The following is a 15,795-nucleotide window of genomic DNA, read 5'->3' on the forward strand; positions in this document are numbered from 1 at the left end:
CGATCAGCCGTGCCTGATGAAGCGAAATCAACGTCGAGTCGAGCGAACCGCATGAACATGTCCGTTCGTCCCATCGACCGAGATCCTCCGATGATTCGCCAGGACCTCCATAGCACCCTCGGCCGCCACCACGGCTGGAATCCCGTACTCGCGGGCGACGATCGCCGCATGGGACAGAATCCCCCCGGTTTCGGTCACCACCGCGGCGGCAACGCCGAAAAGCACTGTCCACGACGGATCGGTCGTGCGACAGACGATGACATCGCCCGGCCCAACCGCGTCGAAGTCGTCGACACTACGCACCAGCCGGACCGGGCCGACGGCAACCCCACGGCTGGCCGAGACGCCGGTGACAATCGGCGCTTCTGACATCCCGGTTCCTTCTATCCGCCGCGCCACCACGATTCGGCCCGTCACCGCCGCGTCGTGGCCGCATGGCGCTCTGCGACGCGGGTCGCGAATCGTTGCTGCGCGGACTGCCTGGAGACACCGAGGTGGGCGCCGACTTCCGTCCACGGCATGCCCGCGTGCTGGGCTCGGTCCACGAAATAGTCGAGCAGTTGATCGGCCGGCCGCAACCGGTGCCCAGCGTGAAACACCGCTGATGCCACCTGATCCAGGCCGCCACCGGGGTGCGCCCGCTCGATCGCGGCGATCACGTCGCGCGATGACATCTGCCGATCCATGCGTCAACTAATAGTTGACGATTATGTCGTCGTCAACTATTAGTTGACGACATGGCGATAGTTCGTGATGGCTTTCGCCGAACGATCGGCGCTACATACGCGTCGACGTGCCGCTGACGGACAACCGAGACTCCTCGAACGCTGACCGTCGGAGAGACCGTGCGCCGCGAAGCCGAAGTGGTGTCGGCGACCGAGGAGAACGCCCGTTCGGGCGCACTCGTCGTGGTGGACGTGGCCATCCGGTTGTTCACCGCCGCAGGCGAACTCGCGGTCGAGGAGCAGCAGAACCTGATCTACCGGGAGGCCGCGCCGCGGCCGGACAAGCCCGCTGCGCTCCCCGACTCACCCGAACCCGGAACTCCGCTGACCCGGATCTCCGGCGCCGAATGGGCCCCGCGCACGGATCCCGATCTGCTGGTTCGGTTCTCGGCCGCGACAGCCAACGCGCATCGCATCCGCTACGACTGGCCGTACGCGACTGGCGTCGAGGGCTATCCCGCTCTGGTCGTGCACGGTCCGCTGCAGGCGCTGGCCCTAGCGGAGGTCCACCGGCTCATGGCCAAGGAGGCGGGACCGAACGCGACCGTCGGCATCGTCACCACCGGTCTCAGTGTCCGTACTCCGGTGCGGCCTGCAAGTCGGGCGCGGCGGCGGCCAGCAATGCGTCGCGGTCGCGGCTCAACGGTGGGTAGATACGCCGGGTGTTGATGGCGCGCTTGGTGTCTTTGGCCTCCTCGCCGCACGCGACCACATGGCGGTCCCAGCCCTCGGTATACACCGCTCCTGCCGGTCCCAGATCGAGAACCGTTACATACCAAGGGATCCTCAACGGCTTCATGGGCTCGCCCAGAAGATCGCCGATGACGTTGTATCCCGCCCATCGGCCCATCGGTCGGCTGTGCTGGCAGGACATCACCGAAATATGCTCGTCGTCCATTCTCGCGGCAGCGACGTCACCTGCGGCGAATACCCCGGGCACACCACAGACACGCAGATAGTCGTCGACGGGGAGTCGCCCCAGCCGGTCACGGTCGACGCCGAAGTCCGCGGTCAGCAGGCTGGCCCGCATGCCCGCACACCAGACGACGGTGGCGGCGGCCACCATTTCACCCGAGGACAGCGTCACCCCGCGTTCATCGATGGACACCACCCCGACGCCCAACTTGGTCTCGATGCCGGTGGAGGCCAACGCCGCCTCGATGACCGGTCGAGCCGATACACCCATGTCCGAGCCGACGAACGGGTTGCGGTCGACCAGGATGACCCGCGGTGCGACCGCACGCGTGGCAAAGACGTCGGCGAGCGTCGCGGGCAGCCCGGTCGCCTCCTCGATCCCCGTCAATCCCGCCCCGACGACGACTACCGTGGCGGCCGCAGGGTCAGCGGGACCCTCGGCGAGCCGGCGCAAGTGAGCCTGCAGTCTCGTCGCCGCGTCGTGGGTATCGATGTCGAATCCGAACTCCCGCAGGCCAGGGATATCGGGCTTGACCACCTGGCTGCCCAACGCGAGCACCAGCCGGTCGTAGCCGTGAGCGCCCGCGGTGGATTCCACGATTCGCGCCACAGCGTCGATCGCCGTCACTTCGCCGATGATGTGCTCGATTCCGACCGGATCGAGAAGAACGCTGAGCGGGATGCGGGATGTGCTCAGATCGGTCTCATAGTCACGCACGCGGATGTCGTGGTACGGCGTGGAACTGATCATCGTGATATCGACGGTCCCGCCCGCCACACCGAGCTCGTCGAGCCGCCGGGCCGCCGCGAGCGCCGCCCACAGACCCGCGAACCCGGACCCGAGGACCACGACACGCGACGGATCGGTCACTGCAGCGCGCTGCACATCGTCATTCTAAACCTCGTGATCGTTGCTGCCGCTGGTCTGGACGCTGGAAGCCCCGAGGTGATGGAGGCGCCCGAGCAGGCGGCGCAACGACTGGTCGGGGCTCCCGCCAGCCGTGTCGAGGATGATGCGGTCCCGATCCCACGGCTGATATTCGCGGTCGAGCACCTGCTGCCATTCCGGCAGCGACAGGTCAGGGATGTCGACCGACCGCGAAACGACACGGTGCCGATGCTCGGCCGGATCCGAGCAGATCACCTCGATTTCCACCGCGGGGCGACACCGACCGACTGGCTCCGCGGCGGCCGCACATGACCCGAACGAAAAGGAGGCTGATCCGGCGCAGGACACGCGAGCAGGTCTCCCGGCCGGATCACCGACGGTGATTCATCCGATGCGGACGACGCCGTTGCCGAGGGTAACTCCGCCGGCCGGGTTCGCGATCGTGGTCTCGACGTCGGCGAGGGCGTATTCGGCGGTGATATCGATCCGCACCGACCAGCGCCATCGCGCGAGAGGCGCTGTCGGCGAGTCGCTGCGGGTGTGTCCGGCTGCCCAGATTGCTGTTGTAGGTCATCAGCGACTGGCCGTGCATCAGCAGGTGGGCGGAAGGTCAAGCACTGCCGCGTCGAGAGCTCATCGAAGAAATAGCAGAAAGGTTGGACGTGGACGACGACGAACGCCAAGTGTGGGAGTTCGCGGTAGGACTCGGGTTGCCGGACGCGACCGGGCCCGGCGCCCTCGACGGCGAGGGAATCCACCCGGTCGCGCTAGCGCTGGAAGAGAGCACCCACCGGATCCGCGGGGTGAACCGTATCCCGTGCTTTACCAGCTTCGGACCGGTCACCGCGGTCGACGAGTTCGCTCAGCGCGCGTGGGGCGACGCATACGACCCGGCGCGCGTCCCAGTGGAATGCCGTCTCGCCGTCTATGCGACCGATGACGAGCTGGAAGAACTGGTGCCAGCGATCGTCGAGGATCTCGGCATCGATGAGGACGGAACCTCGACGGTAGTCGGCCGGAAGGTCACCATCGGCCTGCGGGCCATCTCGTCGGAGTCGCCAGAGAACAGCTTCTACCAGCACCTCGTGAACCAATACCGGGATCAACCCACCACGGATTGACTCTGTTGGCGGAAGCGCCCGGGTGACGAGGACTCCGAACCGGTCCAGCTCTATATCCCGCGGATGATCAAGCCATTCGCGTAAGTACAGACGCGTCTGTGCCCGAGCGTCGGTCTCCAGGCTGTCCTCGGCACCCGCTCAACCTGATGTGCCGGGCCCGGTGATGTTACGACCATCCCCGGGCCCGACCTCGCTTCCCTCAGCGGCTCGACTCGCTTCTTGGACAACGCGATGCGCTGGAAGTCCGCGCCTTCCGTGCCGGTTGTCGAGTGTCCAGAAACCGAACGATTTCTCGACAGCGTTCTGACGCTGGAGCAGTCGGGGAGGTCCGAAGCGCCCGCGGTTCGAACAGCCACATCAGTCGGAGCGGGAGCGCGCGCTACCGGATCGCAGGGGCCCGAAGCCTGTCCACGAGTGCCGGATCCGTACGGATCCGGTGTCCGGGGCGATCTTGACCGAAAGTTCCTACTCCCATAGAGCGAGTGACCACAATCGCTCCGTTGGCGTCCGACCCGACACTCGTCTTGCGTAGAATCATGTTGCGGGGCAATCGAATTGGATATCAATTCGAGGATCGCAGGATGATCTGCAACCTAAGGGGAATCAGCATGGGTGATATCGATTTGGGCTTGGCCTCCGACTGGGAAGAGGGCGACACCCATGGTCGGGTGAAGCTGCGCCAGAACCAGGTGTATCCCACCTCACCGAAGAAGGATGTCCTCATCAGTTCGCCGGTGAGCATCGAACTGTCGGTGAACACGAACTTCAGCTCCTCCCAGGAGGCCGACAAGATCTACTTCACAACCCACCACGGCACCCAGAAGAAGATCATCGCCGTGCTGGACTCCAATGGCGACCTTTATGTCGCGGGTCGGGTGATCACCGGACAGACCAACTTGGGCTACTGACGGGTGCCGCGACCGGCCGTGTGTCGTGTCGCGGTCCGGATCGAAAATGGGGAAACGCCCTGCCGACCGTCGCACGGTCGGCAGGGCGTTTCTGCCGAACTCCTCATTTTACCGATTTCCGGCCGATCGATGAGGCATTTGGGCAACCGCCTCGGACATGGGACCAAAGATTCTTCAGGCGCGGTCTATCACCTCGTGCTAGGAGCAACGTGAGTTCCGACGAAGTCCCCCTACGGCAAGCTCTGCCCCACCGTCGGCAGCAACCTCTGCTCGACCGCCGCGTGGGCCATGCTGGCCGCTCGTCGGCTAGTTGTTCCCGGTTCGGTGAGTACATCGACCACATGTGTACGAAGACCCCGCAGAAGCCCCCGGCAAGCTACGCCTCGTCGTGGCGGGCGATCATCGAGGTCTGGGGTGAGCGGAAGCTGACCGACCCGACCGCCCCGGAGATCGGAGAATTGATGGACGCGCATCAGATTCGTTCTCGCGCTCGCGCGAACTCGCGTGGCGGGCACGGCTCCGCGGAGAATCTTCTGTCGGCCTTCCGCATCTGTACAAGCGTGCTGTGCGCGAAGGGCTCATCGACCCCTCCGACAACCCCGCGGCCGCAGCGCGACTTCCCTCCCGGCGGGCGGGCAGAGGCGGCATGCTGACCAGCGAGCAGTTGCGCGAGGTTCACCGCATCGCTTCTACAACGGGTGATGACCCTGAGTTGGACGAGCTGATCGTCATGTTGCACATCCAAACTGCTTGCGAGCGACAGGTTGTCATCGATCTCGCGCTCTACGATCTCGACTACGACAACTGCCTTGTCCGGTTACGCAACCGAGGTGGCGGCTTCTATTGGCATCCCCTGTCCCCCGTCTGATGGCTGCACTGGGAAGGCACGCCGAATCCCCGCGGCATTCGGCGATAGGTCATGTGCGGTGGTAGGGCCGGGTCCTACCGCACCAGCGACTGCGCAAGCGGTCGGTCGAGTGAGTTCGGGTTGTCGGTTTCGGGCACGGCGCGGCTGTTGTCTGGCCGACGGGGTGTCGTCGACAGCTGTCGATCCCGCGTCTCTGCGTGCTGCGGCCCCGCCGGGGGTGGCGTGGCCGCGCGCAGGCAGGTGAACCTCAGTCTGCACAGCTGCGAACCCATACACCTGACGGACGGTTCCTGCACCTCACTGCTGCAACTTCACCGCCTGCGACTATCAAGCATCGCTTGCGTGGCGGTCTCCACATCGAGGGCGGGGTCGAGTTGACCGGCAGCACGCAGCCCGGCGACCACCATCGGGATCAGGGCATCGATCATGGATTCGATGTCGAAGGGTTCTCCGTTCTGTAACCAGTAGAGGGTCGCCTCATCGATCGCACCATTGGCAGACCGCATCATCATGCGCAAGGCGGGAATTTGAGGGTCGAGTCCCAACAGGGTGGTCCACCCCTCAATTGTCTGCCATCGACCCGCTTCGAAAGCCTCGAACGCCTCGGGATCAGCGCTTCGTCCGCCTAGCACCAACCGGAGCGCGAGCCCGCGGTGTGCGGCGAGATAGCTGAGGTGCGCGCGGAACCCCGCGCGGATCTGCTGGACGATAGGAAGCTCGGGATCGCGTCCCTGAGCTCGCACGATCCGGTCGGAGGCATCCCGTAAGGCCGCCAGATAGATGCCACGCTTGTTGCCGAAGTAATGGAACAGCAGTCCATGGGCCACCCCGGCGGCTTTAGCGATGTCGGCCACGGCAACCTCGTCGTAGCTGTGTTCGGAGAACGCCTCGACTGCGGCGTCGATGAGGCGCCGGCGGGTCTCGGCGGCCTGCGCAGCACGCATGGTCGTACGTCCCTTCCCGGTTGTCGCGGTCATCGGTGTCCCTCCTGTTGCCTGCCGATCGCCTCCTCCGATACTGGGCCGCCACCGAGGTGAACACAAGTTGATTTCATGTCATTGACATTCAATCAATCAAATGACTAGCCTGAGACGCAGGCCACAGATCGGCCTGGCGATCCAGTCGCCTGAATCCAGTTCGAGGCGGGATTCGGCCGGGACGATCCGGTGAAGAGCCATCGACAGACGATCGTTGGTGTTGAGGAGTTTCGATGCGTAAGACTGCTGGTGTCCCCGTTTACCAGCCGGACCTGTACTCGCGGCAGGTGATCATGGACCCGTATCCGCACTACGCCCGGATGCGCGAGTTGGGTCCGGTCGTGTGGTTGACAAGGCAGCGGGCATACGCGTTACCACGCTATGCCGAGTGCAAGGCTGCCCTACTCGCTGACGACACTTTCATCTCCGGCGAGGGCGTCGGACTGAATCCTGTCGCCAACCGGCTTTCGCGTGGCACCACCCTCAACAGTGACGGCGAAGACCACAGCCGGCGGCGTGCGCTACTAGGCCGACGATTGACCCCCAAGGCGCTGCGCACGATGCGTGAGACGGTCGAGCGGCAAGCGGTCGCTGCCGTCGAAGCTGCTATAGCACGGCGCCGGATCGACGGCGTCGAATTGGCTACCACACTGCCGATGTCGGTCGTACCCGATTTGATCGGATGGCCACAGCACGGGCGTGAGCACTTATTGCGTTGGGCTGGAGCCACTTTCGACTCACTCGGGCCGATCAACAACCAATCGATCCGAACCGCTCCGGCCGGCATCGAGATGATGCGGTTTACCCGCCGCCTCGCTCGCGACCGGCAGCTACTGCCCGGCAGCGCGGGTGCGGAGATCCTCCAAGCCGCCGATGAAGGCGAGATCGCGCACAACGAGTGCCCAGCCATGATGATCGACTTTCTCGCACCCTCACTGGACACCACGATCAGCGCGATCTCCAGCGCCCTGTACCTGTTCGCCGCCCATCCGCACCAGTGGCAGCTACTGCGGTCCGACCCCACGATGATCGCCAATGCGGTGAATGAGGTGGTGCGCTACGAGTCACCGCTGCGGGCGTTTTCTCGCAAGACAATTCGTGACGTCACCCTGGCGGGGGTCACCATTCCGGAGGGCGCACGGGTGGTGGTGATGTATTCCTCGGCGAATCGGGATCCACTCGAGTGGGAGTCTCCCGACACTTTCGACATCCGCCGCGACGCATCCCGCCAACTGGGCTTCGGCCACGGCACCCACGGCTGCGCGGGTCAGGGCTTGGCCCGGCTGGAAACCCAGGCCATCCTTGCCGCACTGCTCGAACGCGTGGAACGCATCGAGATCGCCGGACGACCGCAATGGGCGATGAACAACATCATCCACCGCTTCGAAAACCTTCCCCTGCAACTTTTTCCCGCCTGAAGGACGAATCGCAATGAAGATCTCCGTCGACTACCTTCGCTGCGAAGGCCATGGCATGTGCGCCGAGCAGGCCCCCGCAGTGTTCGAACTCGATGACGCAGGCGAATTGACTTACCGATTCGAGGGCGGTGACGTCCCCGAAGAGCACGTCACCGCCGCGCGCGCGGCCATCAGTTCCTGCCCGGTAGCGATCCTGCGAGAGCAGTCGTGACATTCCCCCGCTCGATCGTCGTCGTCGGCGAGTCCATCGCCGGGATCACCGCGGCGCGTGAATTGCGCGCCCTAGGACACACCGGTCGACTGACCATCATCGGCGCCGACGAACTCGGCGGCTACTCGCGACCACCGTTGTCCAAAGCGGTCCTGCACGACCCGGCCGCCGAGGACTCTCTGCCGTATCGGCTCGACGACCTGGAGACAGATCTCCTCCGCGAATCCGCCGTCAGCACCGATTTCGACGCCCGCACCGTCACCACCGCAACCGGCCGCACCCTCGCATATGACGCGCTCATCGCCGCAACCGGCGCCGACGCACGGCGGCTGGCCGCCTGTGGACAGACCGGGGAACTGGTCCTTCGGACACTCGAGGACGCGCGGATGTTGCGAGCGAGGCTCTCGACCGCCACCTCGGCGATCGTGGTCGGCGCCGGCTTCCTGGGAATGGAGGTCGCCAGCGCGTGCGTCGCTCGCGGCGTCGCGGTCACCGTGATCGACGTCGACCCTCCGTTGCGGCGCATCCTCGGGCCTTTCCTCTCCGACGCCGTACGCGCACGGGCCGAAGAACACGGCGTCCGGATAGTGCACACTCCCCGGTTGGTCACACTTGCAGACGATCCGGTCTGCGGTGTCATTCTCGGCGACGGATCTGTAGCGACCGCCGACCTCGTGGTCACCTGCGCCGGGGAAGTACCGAATACCTCGTGGCTCGATGGTTCCGGCCTAGCCGACGAACGCGGCATCGGTATCGATCATTTGTGTGCGACAACGACTGCCGGGGTCTACGCGGCCGGCGATGTCGCCTACTCGATCCGCGACGGCCGACGGGCCCCGTTCTGGTCCAACGCTGTGGCACAAGGCAAGGTCGCCGCCGCGTCGGCCCTCGGGCTCGCATCTTCAACGTCCGCCACCGACGACTACTTCTGGACCGAAATTCTGGGGGTGTCTATCAAAATCGTTGGGCCGCTGCCACTGGTCGGCGAACCGACCAGTGTAGAGGGCAGCATCGCGGACGGAGCCGCTCTGCTCACCTGGAAGCGGGCTGACATGCGACCGACGGTTGTCGCCTACGGGATCCGGAAATCCGTCGCCGCATTGAGGAAGATGGCTGGCTCCGTATAGCCCTGCGGCAGCGCATCGAGGAAGAGCAGATGAGCTGGCAGATTCGACCTGCTGTTGTTGATGATCGGTGCTGTTGTCGTCCACGTACGCGCCCGCGACAAGCCAGCTGCCATGCTTCCCGCCGTCATCACAGCGCTGCTCGTCCTCGCGTATCCGATGACACTGTCCGGCGCCACCCGATGAGTGCCGGATGAATCCCGGTCGTTCGTCGACCGGCGCATGCTTGCCAGGTCCGTGAAGAAAAGGAAACCAAATGCCTCAGAAGGTGCGCGGCGTAATCGCTCGTGCGAAAGGAGCTCCCGTCGAGCTCACCGACATCATCATTCCCGACCCAGGCGCCGGTGAGGTCGTCGTCGCGATCGCCGCGTGCGGGGTGTGCCATACAGATCTGAGCTACCGGGAGGGCGGGATCAACGATGAGTTCCCGTTCCTGCTCGGACACGAAGCCGCCGGCACCGTCGAAACCGTCGGGCCGGGTGTGGATTCGGTGCAACCTGGCGACTTCGTCATCTTGAACTGGCGCGCGGTCTGCGGTCGATGCCGCGCCTGCAAACGCGGGCGTCCCCAGTACTGCTTCAGCACGTTCAACGCCGGCCAGCCCATGACGCTCGAGGATGGCACGAAGCTCACCCCGGCGCTCGGGATCGGGGCGTTCGCGCAGAAGACGCTGGTACACGCCGGGCAATGTACGAAAGTCGACCCCACCGCCGACCCTGCCGTCGTCGGACTGCTCGGTTGCGGCGTGATGGCGGGATTGGGTGCCGCGGTGAACACCGGCAACGTAGGCCGTGGCGATTCCGTCACAGTCATCGGCTGCGGCGGCGTAGGCGCCGCCGCGATCGTGGGGTCACGCCTGGTCGGTGCATCGAAGATCATCGCCGTGGACCGTGATCGACGAAAGCTCGCCTGGGCCAGAGACTTTGGTGCCACACACACCATTGATGCGTCCCGCGTCGACGTAGTCGCCGCTGTGCAGGAACTCACCGACGGGTTCGGCACCGATGTCGTCATCGATGCGGTGGGTCGCCCAGAGACGTGGAAGCAGGCATTCTATGCCCGCGACTTGGCCGGCACCGTTGTACTCGTCGGTGTGCCGAGCCCCGACATGCGGCTCGATATCCCACTGCTGGACTTGTTCTCCCACGGTGGCGCGCTGAAGTCGTCCTGGTACGGCGACTGCCTACCCGAACGAGACTTTCCGGCACTGGTAGATCTCTACCAGCAAGGCAGGCTATCCCTGGAAAAGTTCGTCACCGAGCGCATCAAGATCGACCAGGTCGAGGCGGCCTTCCAGAGGATGCGCACCGGTGATGTGCTCCGTTCGGTGGTCATCCTGTGAGCGAGGGACTCCGTATCGACCGCGTGGTGACCAGCGGCACCTTCGAACTCGACGGCGGCGTGTGGGAGGTCGACAACAACGTGTGGGTCATCGGCAACGACGAAGAGGTCATCGTCGTCGACGCCGCCCACGATGCCGAAGCGATCATTCGAACAATCGGCAATCGCAACGTCGTCGCGGTGATCTGTACCCACGGCCACAACGATCACATCACCTTCGCGCCCCAGCTCGGCGAAAAGCTCTATGCACCAGTGATTTTGCATCCCGCAGACCAAACCCTCTGGGACATGAGTCACCCCGGACAGCGCTACTGGGCGGCCACCGACTCGCTACGTATCGCGATCGCTGGGACAACCGTCGAGGTAATCCACACTCCCGGACACTCCCCAGGCTCCATCTGCCTGCACCTGCCCGAGGCCAAAGCCCTGTTCTCCGGAGACACCCTTTTCTCCGGAGGGCCAGGCGCGACCAGCAGCTCCTTCTCCGATTTCCCCACCATCATCGGTTCGATACAGCAGCGACTGCTGGCCCTACCAGAAGACACCCGGGTGTACACCGGTCACGGCGACGGCACCACCATAGGCGTCGAAGCACCGCAACTGACTCACTGGATCGAGCGGGGGTTCTGAGCGTCCGAGCGTCGCGCAGCCCGCTGAGACGCACGGCCTCGAATCACGCGGGCTGCGACAGTGCGGGGCGCGCTAGCTGTAGGAGCGGCTCACGAAACCGTCGGGGCGGACCAGCACCGTCCCGTACGGCCAGCCATCCACCAGGTGCACCGGAACGTCGGCCTCCACGCCGGGATCGGCCGTGAATACGCACCACTGCGATCCGACGAGATCCAGCGTGGACACCCCGTCGGCCACCCACATGTGCGGCAAGCGCGATCCCGGGGACCCGTCGAGGTCGAGGGCGACGTCCTCGGTGGAGGGGAGTTCCGCGCCGCCGTACCGGTAGCCCAGGTGCACGACCGGCGCGTTGAGCGCCCCTGCCGCCTTGCGTGCCGCTGCCATGTCCTTTCCCCAGTGCAGGGACGGATCGTTGAACCGCAGGCGCGCCTGCTCCATCGTCATCAGGGCCACCGGATGGCGTTCGGCGTGATAAGTCTCCAGCAGTTCGGGCCCGGCCTTACCGCGCAGCACGTGTGCCAGCTTCCACGCCAGGTTATGCGCGTCGGCGATGCCGGTGTTCAACCCGAACGCGCCCAGTGGGGGGATCGCGTGCGCCGCGTCGCCCACCAGGAAGACCCTCCCGACGGACAGGCGATCGGCCACCTGGCCGCGGCCCCGGAACCTCAGCACACTGCGGATCACCACTTCGATGGACGGGTCGCCTAGCGCGGTGCGGATGAGGTCGGGAGTCGGCTCGGTGTCGAGGCCGGTGAGGAACACCCACTCACGTTGGCCGTCGACGGTCACCAGCAGGCCGGTCGCGTCCGGATGCTCGATATTGCACATGGCGAACGGCTCGCTCGGACGCAGATCAGCGCGGAACAGGACACTCGTCGTCTCCCGACCCATCACACCGGGACCGGTGAGGCCGACTCCGAGGACCTGCCGGACCCGGCTGCGCACCCCGTCGGCCCCCACCAGATAGCGCGCCCGCACGACACGCCCGTCGGACAGTGTCGCGGTGACGCCGCCAGAGTCCTGCTCGAATGAGTCGAGCGCCACGCCGAACTCCACGTCGCCGGCCTTGGTGATCAGCACACGGTCGAGCAGGTTCTGACCGCAGGTGCCGCGGATCCGGGCCGGTGTGTAGATGAGCTCGGCCTCGGTCTTCGCCTTCCACTCCACACCTTCGGTGAAGTCGGCCTCGGCGAGGGTGCGCCCCTTGATCTTGCCCGCCCGCAAATCGACCGCAGCCTCGTTGACGGCTTGATCCAGGCCCACCTCGCGCAGGATCTCCACCGATCGCGACCCGATGCCGGTGGCCCTGGGGTGGGGCGAAAGGTCCGGCTTCTCCTCGACGACCAGCGGCTTTGCGCCGTGGTGGCGCAGCAGCACCGCGAGCATCAGCCCGACGGATCCGCCGCCGACGATCAGAACATCCGTGGATACAGTGTGCCCGTTCATGGGCACACTGTATCCATTCCTGTAGACTCCTGTCCATGTCGCTTATCTGGGAGCGTGAACCGTACCGGTCGAAAAGGCAGGCCCTGAGCGTGGAGCGCATTGTGGACGCGTCCGTCGCCATCGCTGACGCCGAGGGGATCGACGCGCTGTCGATGCGCCGCGTCGCCGCCGAGCTGTCGACCGGCACGACCTCGCTGTACCGCTACGTGGACAGCCGCGACGACCTGCTCGACCTCATGGCCGATGCGGTACAGGACGACCACGCGCCGCTGACGGGAGACTGGCGCGCCGACCTCGAGGCATACGCTCACCACGAGCGCGAACTGTGGCTGCGGCACACCTGGCTCGCCCCGCTGCTGGCCACCCGGCCATCGCTCGGCCCGAACTGGCTGCGCGGCCTGGAACACGCACTCGCCGCGGCCGCCCCGCTGACCTCCGACATCGCCTACGCAGCCTCGACCGTCGGACTGATCAGGGACTACGTGCGCGGCGCGGTCATCCGCGAGCTCGCCGAGAAACAGACTCAGCGGCGCACCGGTCAGACCGAAGACCAGTGGCGCGCCACCGTCGCCCCCTACATGCGCAAGGTCATCGACAGCGGCGCATATCCCTCAATTTCGCGCATGATCAAATCCGCCGACCTGAGCCCGGCCGAACAGTTCTCGCACGGGTTGCGCCGCATCCTCACCGGGATCGCGGACTCTCAGCAGACGGCACAGTGATCACGAACAGACCGAGGCGATCCGGGCACCCACGCGCGGTGAGTTCGCCCACGACACCGCATGAACGAGATTCAGCCTGCCGCAGCGTGATACAGCTCCCGATGCTCCGCCCACGGACGCTGCCGCTGCTCCGGACTCATCGACAGCAACTCACGCAACTTCCCCCACGCTACCTCATCCACCGGCGTATACACCTGCATCCACGCATGCGGCACCGACGGCAACGACATACTCGTCAAAAACATCTCCAACTCCCCCACCGCCAAATTCCGCACCTGCTTCGTCCGACTCACCGGCACCGCCACATCGTTCAACGCCCACAACGACGCGAAACTCTCACTCTCAGCACACAACTCCGCGATGAACTCCTCCCACTGCGGGTCACCCAGATTCTTCGCATACGCACCCCGCAGATACCCCACCATCCGCCGCAGATCATCCCAATTATGGCGATACGCGTTGCAGCACTCCGGGGTCAAGAACACCCGACGCGCCACATTCCGCTCCCCTGCCAAAAACCCCGGACACAACGCTTCATACGAACTGTTGTGCGCCAACACGTCATACCGCGCACTCAACACCACCCCCGGCAACGGCTCCAGATGATCCAGAATCACCTGCAACTCCTCCGGCAACGCCGACCCCGAAGACACCGAAGGCACCGTCGGCACATCCGCCAACCGATACAAATGCGCCTTCTCCGCCGCATCCAACGACAACGTCCGCGCCACCGCATTCAACACCTGAACACTCACATTGATGCTCCGGCCCTGTTCCAGCCACGTGTACCAGGTGATCCCTATCCCGGCCAATTGAGCGACTTCTTCCCGGCGGAGGCCCGGGGTTCGTCTGCGCGGTCCAGGCGGTAGTCCTACGTCCTCGGGCGAGATCCGGGCTCGGCGGGACTTCAGGAAAGCCCCGAGTTCGGCGCGCCGGGCCTTGCGGACCGCCTGGACGTCGACAACATCGGTCATCCTGAGATCCTCCCCTACCGTGCCACAGGTATCCAGGTGCTGGTAATACCAGTTTCGGAGGCGGGCCGGGCGGAATGTTCGGTTCGACGTCGCTGGGTACGCCTGTGAAGTGGTGCGACGGAGTGAAGTGCTCGAAGGCGTCACGGCGTTCCTGGCCACGGCGGTGGCCGGGCTGCTGCTGGTCGTGCCGCTCAGTTTCGGGCGGACCTGCCGTTGCACGCCTTACCAGGTGAACCAGCTGATCCTCAGCGTGCCGCGGGAGGCTGCGATCGGGGTGTTGGTCGCCGCGGTCACGGCGGTGGTCGCGGTCAGCCTGGCCCGGCCGCGCACCGCGTGGTGGATCGCGCTGGCAGGGACGCTGCTGCTGTTCATCACGCATACCGTCGAAGCGCACAGCTCCTCGCCCGACATCCTGACGACCACCGCATACCTCGACGCGATCAGCAGCGGAATCCTGCTCGGCGCGACGGGCGTGGCGGTGCTCGGCCGCCGCGTACCGGGGATGGGGTTCGTCGTGGGCGGCGCCGGGTGCTTCGTGGTCATCACGCTCTCGCAGGCGTCGGGACTGCTGGGCAATCCGCACCGGGCGACGTCCGAACCGCGCGTGTGGTCGGTGTTCGGAACGCAGCCGCTCTGGTTGCTCGCGGCGGTCGCCGTGCTCATCCTGGCGTGCCAGCTGGTCACCCGGCAGCGGTTCACACCGGAACCGATCTACCCGGAATTGCCACTCAGCCCCGTCGTCGCCGCGATCGTGCTGGTGATGACCGAATTGGCCGTCGCGGAGTGGCGTTTCCGCCACGGCGACGGCAGCATCGGGCTCATCGTGACGGCGGTGTGCACCTTGCTGGCCACGACCGGCGCCGCGTGGTTGCTGCCGCGCCGGGACGGGATCGCGATCTTTCTCGCGGTCGCGCTCAGCGCCACGGGCAGCGCGGTGGGCAACGGGCCGCGCCCGGCATGGAGCGTGCCGGTGCTGCTCGGTCTGATCCTGCTGGGCTACCTCGGCGGAATCCGATGGTCGAGTCCGCTGGCCGGCGCCGGGTTGCTCGCCGCTGTCGCGTTGCTGGCCGCTGTTGCTCCGGCCGGTGACATGCGCAATCTCGCCACGGCCGCGCTGGCGGTCGTCGCGGGGTACTGCTGCGCTTACATCCAACCCCGAACGGCGGGCAGCATCCTGGCGATCGCCATCCTGTGGCGGCCGTCGACCGTGGCGCCCATCCGCACCGAATCATTCGACTGGACGATGGTCTCGCCGCACCATCTCGGCGACCGGGGCCCCATCACCGTGGTCTCGGGTTCGGCATGGGCCGGGTTCGCGATCGTGGTCGGTTGCGGGATCGGACTCGTACTCCGCGCTTTCCCCAAAGAGAAAGCGGCTGCGGACCTTCGCGATCCGGCCGCCGAGGCGGGGGATACCGCCGCTGTGGCGAGTCGGGATGCCGAGAACATCGGCGACTCGCCATGAGCGCGTGCAATGGAGTTCTAAGCCATCGGAGCGATCGAGGCTTGGTGTGGAAGCGCTCGAC

At 65.6% G+C, this 15,795-nt stretch carries 19 protein-coding genes; 12 read left to right on the forward strand and 7 right to left on the reverse strand.

Annotation, left to right across the window (positions count from 1 at the left end):
- Positions 1–27: 27 nt before the first annotated feature.
- The gene (locus ABZ803_RS01385) at positions 28–372 is read right to left on the reverse strand and encodes a PEP-utilizing enzyme (RefSeq protein ID WP_357031208.1); all 345 of its coding nucleotides are present in this window, start codon (positions 370–372) and stop codon (positions 28–30) included.
- Between the two features lie 41 nt (positions 373–413).
- Positions 414–674, reverse strand: a complete 261-nt coding sequence (locus tag ABZ803_RS01390) for a hypothetical protein (RefSeq protein ID WP_357031211.1) — start codon at positions 672–674, stop codon at positions 414–416.
- 171 nt (positions 675–845) lie between these two features.
- On the opposite strand from ABZ803_RS01390, the gene ABZ803_RS01395 reads away from it, so the two are divergent.
- The gene (locus ABZ803_RS01395) at positions 846–1,394 is read left to right on the forward strand and encodes a hypothetical protein (RefSeq protein ID WP_357031214.1); all 549 of its coding nucleotides are present in this window, start codon (positions 846–848) and stop codon (positions 1,392–1,394) included.
- Here ABZ803_RS01395 and ABZ803_RS01400 read toward each other — a convergent pair.
- Both ABZ803_RS01400 and ABZ803_RS01405 read right to left on the reverse strand, forming a co-directional pair.
- Entirely contained in the window at positions 1,294–2,511 is a 1,218-nt protein-coding gene (locus ABZ803_RS01400; RefSeq protein WP_357032606.1) for an FAD-dependent oxidoreductase, read from the reverse strand. The genes ABZ803_RS01395 and ABZ803_RS01400 overlap by 101 nt on opposite strands.
- A 24-nt stretch (positions 2,512–2,535) precedes the next feature.
- Positions 2,536–2,796, reverse strand: a complete 261-nt coding sequence (locus ABZ803_RS01405; RefSeq protein WP_357031217.1) for a hypothetical protein — start codon at positions 2,794–2,796, stop codon at positions 2,536–2,538.
- Positions 2,797–3,239: 443 nt separating this feature from the next.
- Here ABZ803_RS01405 and ABZ803_RS01410 point away from each other — a divergent pair, with 443 nt between their 5' ends.
- From ABZ803_RS01410 to ABZ803_RS01420, 3 genes are all read left to right on the forward strand, one after another.
- Positions 3,240–3,650, forward strand: coding sequence for a hypothetical protein (locus ABZ803_RS01410; protein ID WP_357031220.1), 411 nt, complete (start codon positions 3,240–3,242; stop codon positions 3,648–3,650).
- Between the two features lie 608 nt (positions 3,651–4,258).
- Positions 4,259–4,558 carry a DUF6342 family protein gene (locus ABZ803_RS01415; RefSeq protein ID WP_357031222.1) on the forward strand — a complete coding sequence of 100 codons (300 nt, stop codon included), beginning with the start codon at positions 4,259–4,261 and terminating at the stop codon, positions 4,556–4,558.
- A gap of 565 nt (positions 4,559–5,123) precedes the next feature.
- Positions 5,124–5,426, forward strand: coding sequence for a hypothetical protein (locus tag ABZ803_RS01420; RefSeq protein WP_357031225.1), 303 nt, complete (start codon positions 5,124–5,126; stop codon positions 5,424–5,426).
- Positions 5,427–5,737: 311 nt separating this feature from the next.
- On the opposite strand, the gene ABZ803_RS01425 is transcribed toward ABZ803_RS01420, so the two are convergent.
- Positions 5,738–6,403, reverse strand: coding sequence for a helix-turn-helix domain-containing protein (locus ABZ803_RS01425; RefSeq protein ID WP_357031228.1), 666 nt, complete (start codon positions 6,401–6,403; stop codon positions 5,738–5,740).
- A gap of 233 nt (positions 6,404–6,636) precedes the next feature.
- Here ABZ803_RS01425 and ABZ803_RS01430 point away from each other — a divergent pair, with 233 nt between their 5' ends.
- The 6 genes from ABZ803_RS01430 to ABZ803_RS01455 all read left to right on the forward strand — a co-directional run bounded on the left by ABZ803_RS01430 (position 6,637) and on the right by ABZ803_RS01455 (position 11,127).
- Positions 6,637–7,821, forward strand: coding sequence for a cytochrome P450 (locus tag ABZ803_RS01430; protein ID WP_357031231.1), 1,185 nt, complete (start codon positions 6,637–6,639; stop codon positions 7,819–7,821).
- Positions 7,822–7,834: 13 nt separating this feature from the next.
- The gene (locus tag ABZ803_RS01435) at positions 7,835–8,032 is read left to right on the forward strand and encodes a ferredoxin (protein ID WP_040787029.1); all 198 of its coding nucleotides are present in this window, start codon (positions 7,835–7,837) and stop codon (positions 8,030–8,032) included.
- Positions 8,029–9,159, forward strand: coding sequence for an NAD(P)/FAD-dependent oxidoreductase (locus tag ABZ803_RS01440; RefSeq protein WP_357031234.1), 1,131 nt, complete (start codon positions 8,029–8,031; stop codon positions 9,157–9,159). The genes ABZ803_RS01435 and ABZ803_RS01440 overlap by 4 nt, the downstream gene beginning before the upstream one ends.
- 60 nt (positions 9,160–9,219) lie before the next feature.
- The gene (locus ABZ803_RS01445) at positions 9,220–9,342 is read left to right on the forward strand and encodes a hypothetical protein (RefSeq protein WP_357031237.1); all 123 of its coding nucleotides are present in this window, start codon (positions 9,220–9,222) and stop codon (positions 9,340–9,342) included.
- A 70-nt stretch (positions 9,343–9,412) separates the two neighbouring features.
- Positions 9,413–10,498 carry an S-(hydroxymethyl)mycothiol dehydrogenase gene (locus ABZ803_RS01450; RefSeq protein WP_357031240.1) on the forward strand — a complete coding sequence of 362 codons (1,086 nt, stop codon included), beginning with the start codon at positions 9,413–9,415 and terminating at the stop codon, positions 10,496–10,498.
- Positions 10,495–11,127, forward strand: coding sequence for an MBL fold metallo-hydrolase (locus ABZ803_RS01455; protein ID WP_357031243.1), 633 nt, complete (start codon positions 10,495–10,497; stop codon positions 11,125–11,127). Before ABZ803_RS01450 ends, ABZ803_RS01455 begins: the two co-directional genes overlap by 4 nt.
- A gap of 72 nt (positions 11,128–11,199) precedes the next feature.
- On the opposite strand, the gene ABZ803_RS01460 is transcribed toward ABZ803_RS01455, so the two are convergent.
- Positions 11,200–12,573, reverse strand: coding sequence for an FAD-dependent monooxygenase (locus ABZ803_RS01460; RefSeq protein WP_357031246.1), 1,374 nt, complete (start codon positions 12,571–12,573; stop codon positions 11,200–11,202).
- Between the two features lie 35 nt (positions 12,574–12,608).
- On the opposite strand from ABZ803_RS01460, the gene ABZ803_RS01465 reads away from it, so the two are divergent.
- The gene (locus tag ABZ803_RS01465) at positions 12,609–13,295 is read left to right on the forward strand and encodes a TetR/AcrR family transcriptional regulator (protein ID WP_357031249.1); all 687 of its coding nucleotides are present in this window, start codon (positions 12,609–12,611) and stop codon (positions 13,293–13,295) included.
- A 71-nt stretch (positions 13,296–13,366) separates the two neighbouring features.
- Here the strand turns inward: ABZ803_RS01465 and ABZ803_RS01470 are convergent, their stop codons facing one another.
- Entirely contained in the window at positions 13,367–14,269 is a 903-nt protein-coding gene (locus ABZ803_RS01470) for a helix-turn-helix transcriptional regulator (RefSeq protein ID WP_357031252.1), read from the reverse strand.
- A gap of 109 nt (positions 14,270–14,378) precedes the next feature.
- On the opposite strand from ABZ803_RS01470, the gene ABZ803_RS01475 reads away from it, so the two are divergent.
- The gene (locus ABZ803_RS01475; protein ID WP_357031255.1) at positions 14,379–15,734 is read left to right on the forward strand and encodes a hypothetical protein; all 1,356 of its coding nucleotides are present in this window, start codon (positions 14,379–14,381) and stop codon (positions 15,732–15,734) included.
- Positions 15,735–15,795: the final 61 nt, after the last annotated feature.

The sequence above is a fragment of the Nocardia sp. NPDC047648 genome (assembly GCF_040642815.1).
Taxonomy (GTDB): Bacteria; Actinomycetota; Actinomycetes; order Mycobacteriales; family Mycobacteriaceae; genus Nocardia; species Nocardia gamkensis.

Coding starts and splice junctions, on each gene's coding strand:
- ABZ803_RS01385 (WP_357031208.1), bottom strand. CDS start 372: ATGTCAGAAGCGCCGATTGTCACCGGCGTCTCGGCCAGCCGTGGGGTT.
- ABZ803_RS01390 (WP_357031211.1), bottom strand. CDS start 674: ATGTCATCGCGCGACGTGATCGCCGCGATCGAGCGGGCGCACCCCGGT.
- ABZ803_RS01415 (WP_357031222.1), top strand. CDS start 4,259: ATGGGTGATATCGATTTGGGCTTGGCCTCCGACTGGGAAGAGGGCGAC.
- ABZ803_RS01425 (WP_357031228.1), bottom strand. CDS start 6,403: ATGACCGCGACAACCGGGAAGGGACGTACGACCATGCGTGCTGCGCAG.
- ABZ803_RS01430 (WP_357031231.1), top strand. CDS start 6,637: ATGCGTAAGACTGCTGGTGTCCCCGTTTACCAGCCGGACCTGTACTCG.
- ABZ803_RS01435 (WP_040787029.1), top strand. CDS start 7,835: ATGAAGATCTCCGTCGACTACCTTCGCTGCGAAGGCCATGGCATGTGC.
- ABZ803_RS01445 (WP_357031237.1), top strand. CDS start 9,220: ATGATCGGTGCTGTTGTCGTCCACGTACGCGCCCGCGACAAGCCAGCT.
- ABZ803_RS01450 (WP_357031240.1), top strand. CDS start 9,413: ATGCCTCAGAAGGTGCGCGGCGTAATCGCTCGTGCGAAAGGAGCTCCC.
- ABZ803_RS01460 (WP_357031246.1), bottom strand. CDS start 12,573: ATGAACGGGCACACTGTATCCACGGATGTTCTGATCGTCGGCGGCGGA.
- ABZ803_RS01465 (WP_357031249.1), top strand. CDS start 12,609: ATGTCGCTTATCTGGGAGCGTGAACCGTACCGGTCGAAAAGGCAGGCC.
- ABZ803_RS01470 (WP_357031252.1), bottom strand. CDS start 14,269: ATGACCGATGTTGTCGACGTCCAGGCGGTCCGCAAGGCCCGGCGCGCC.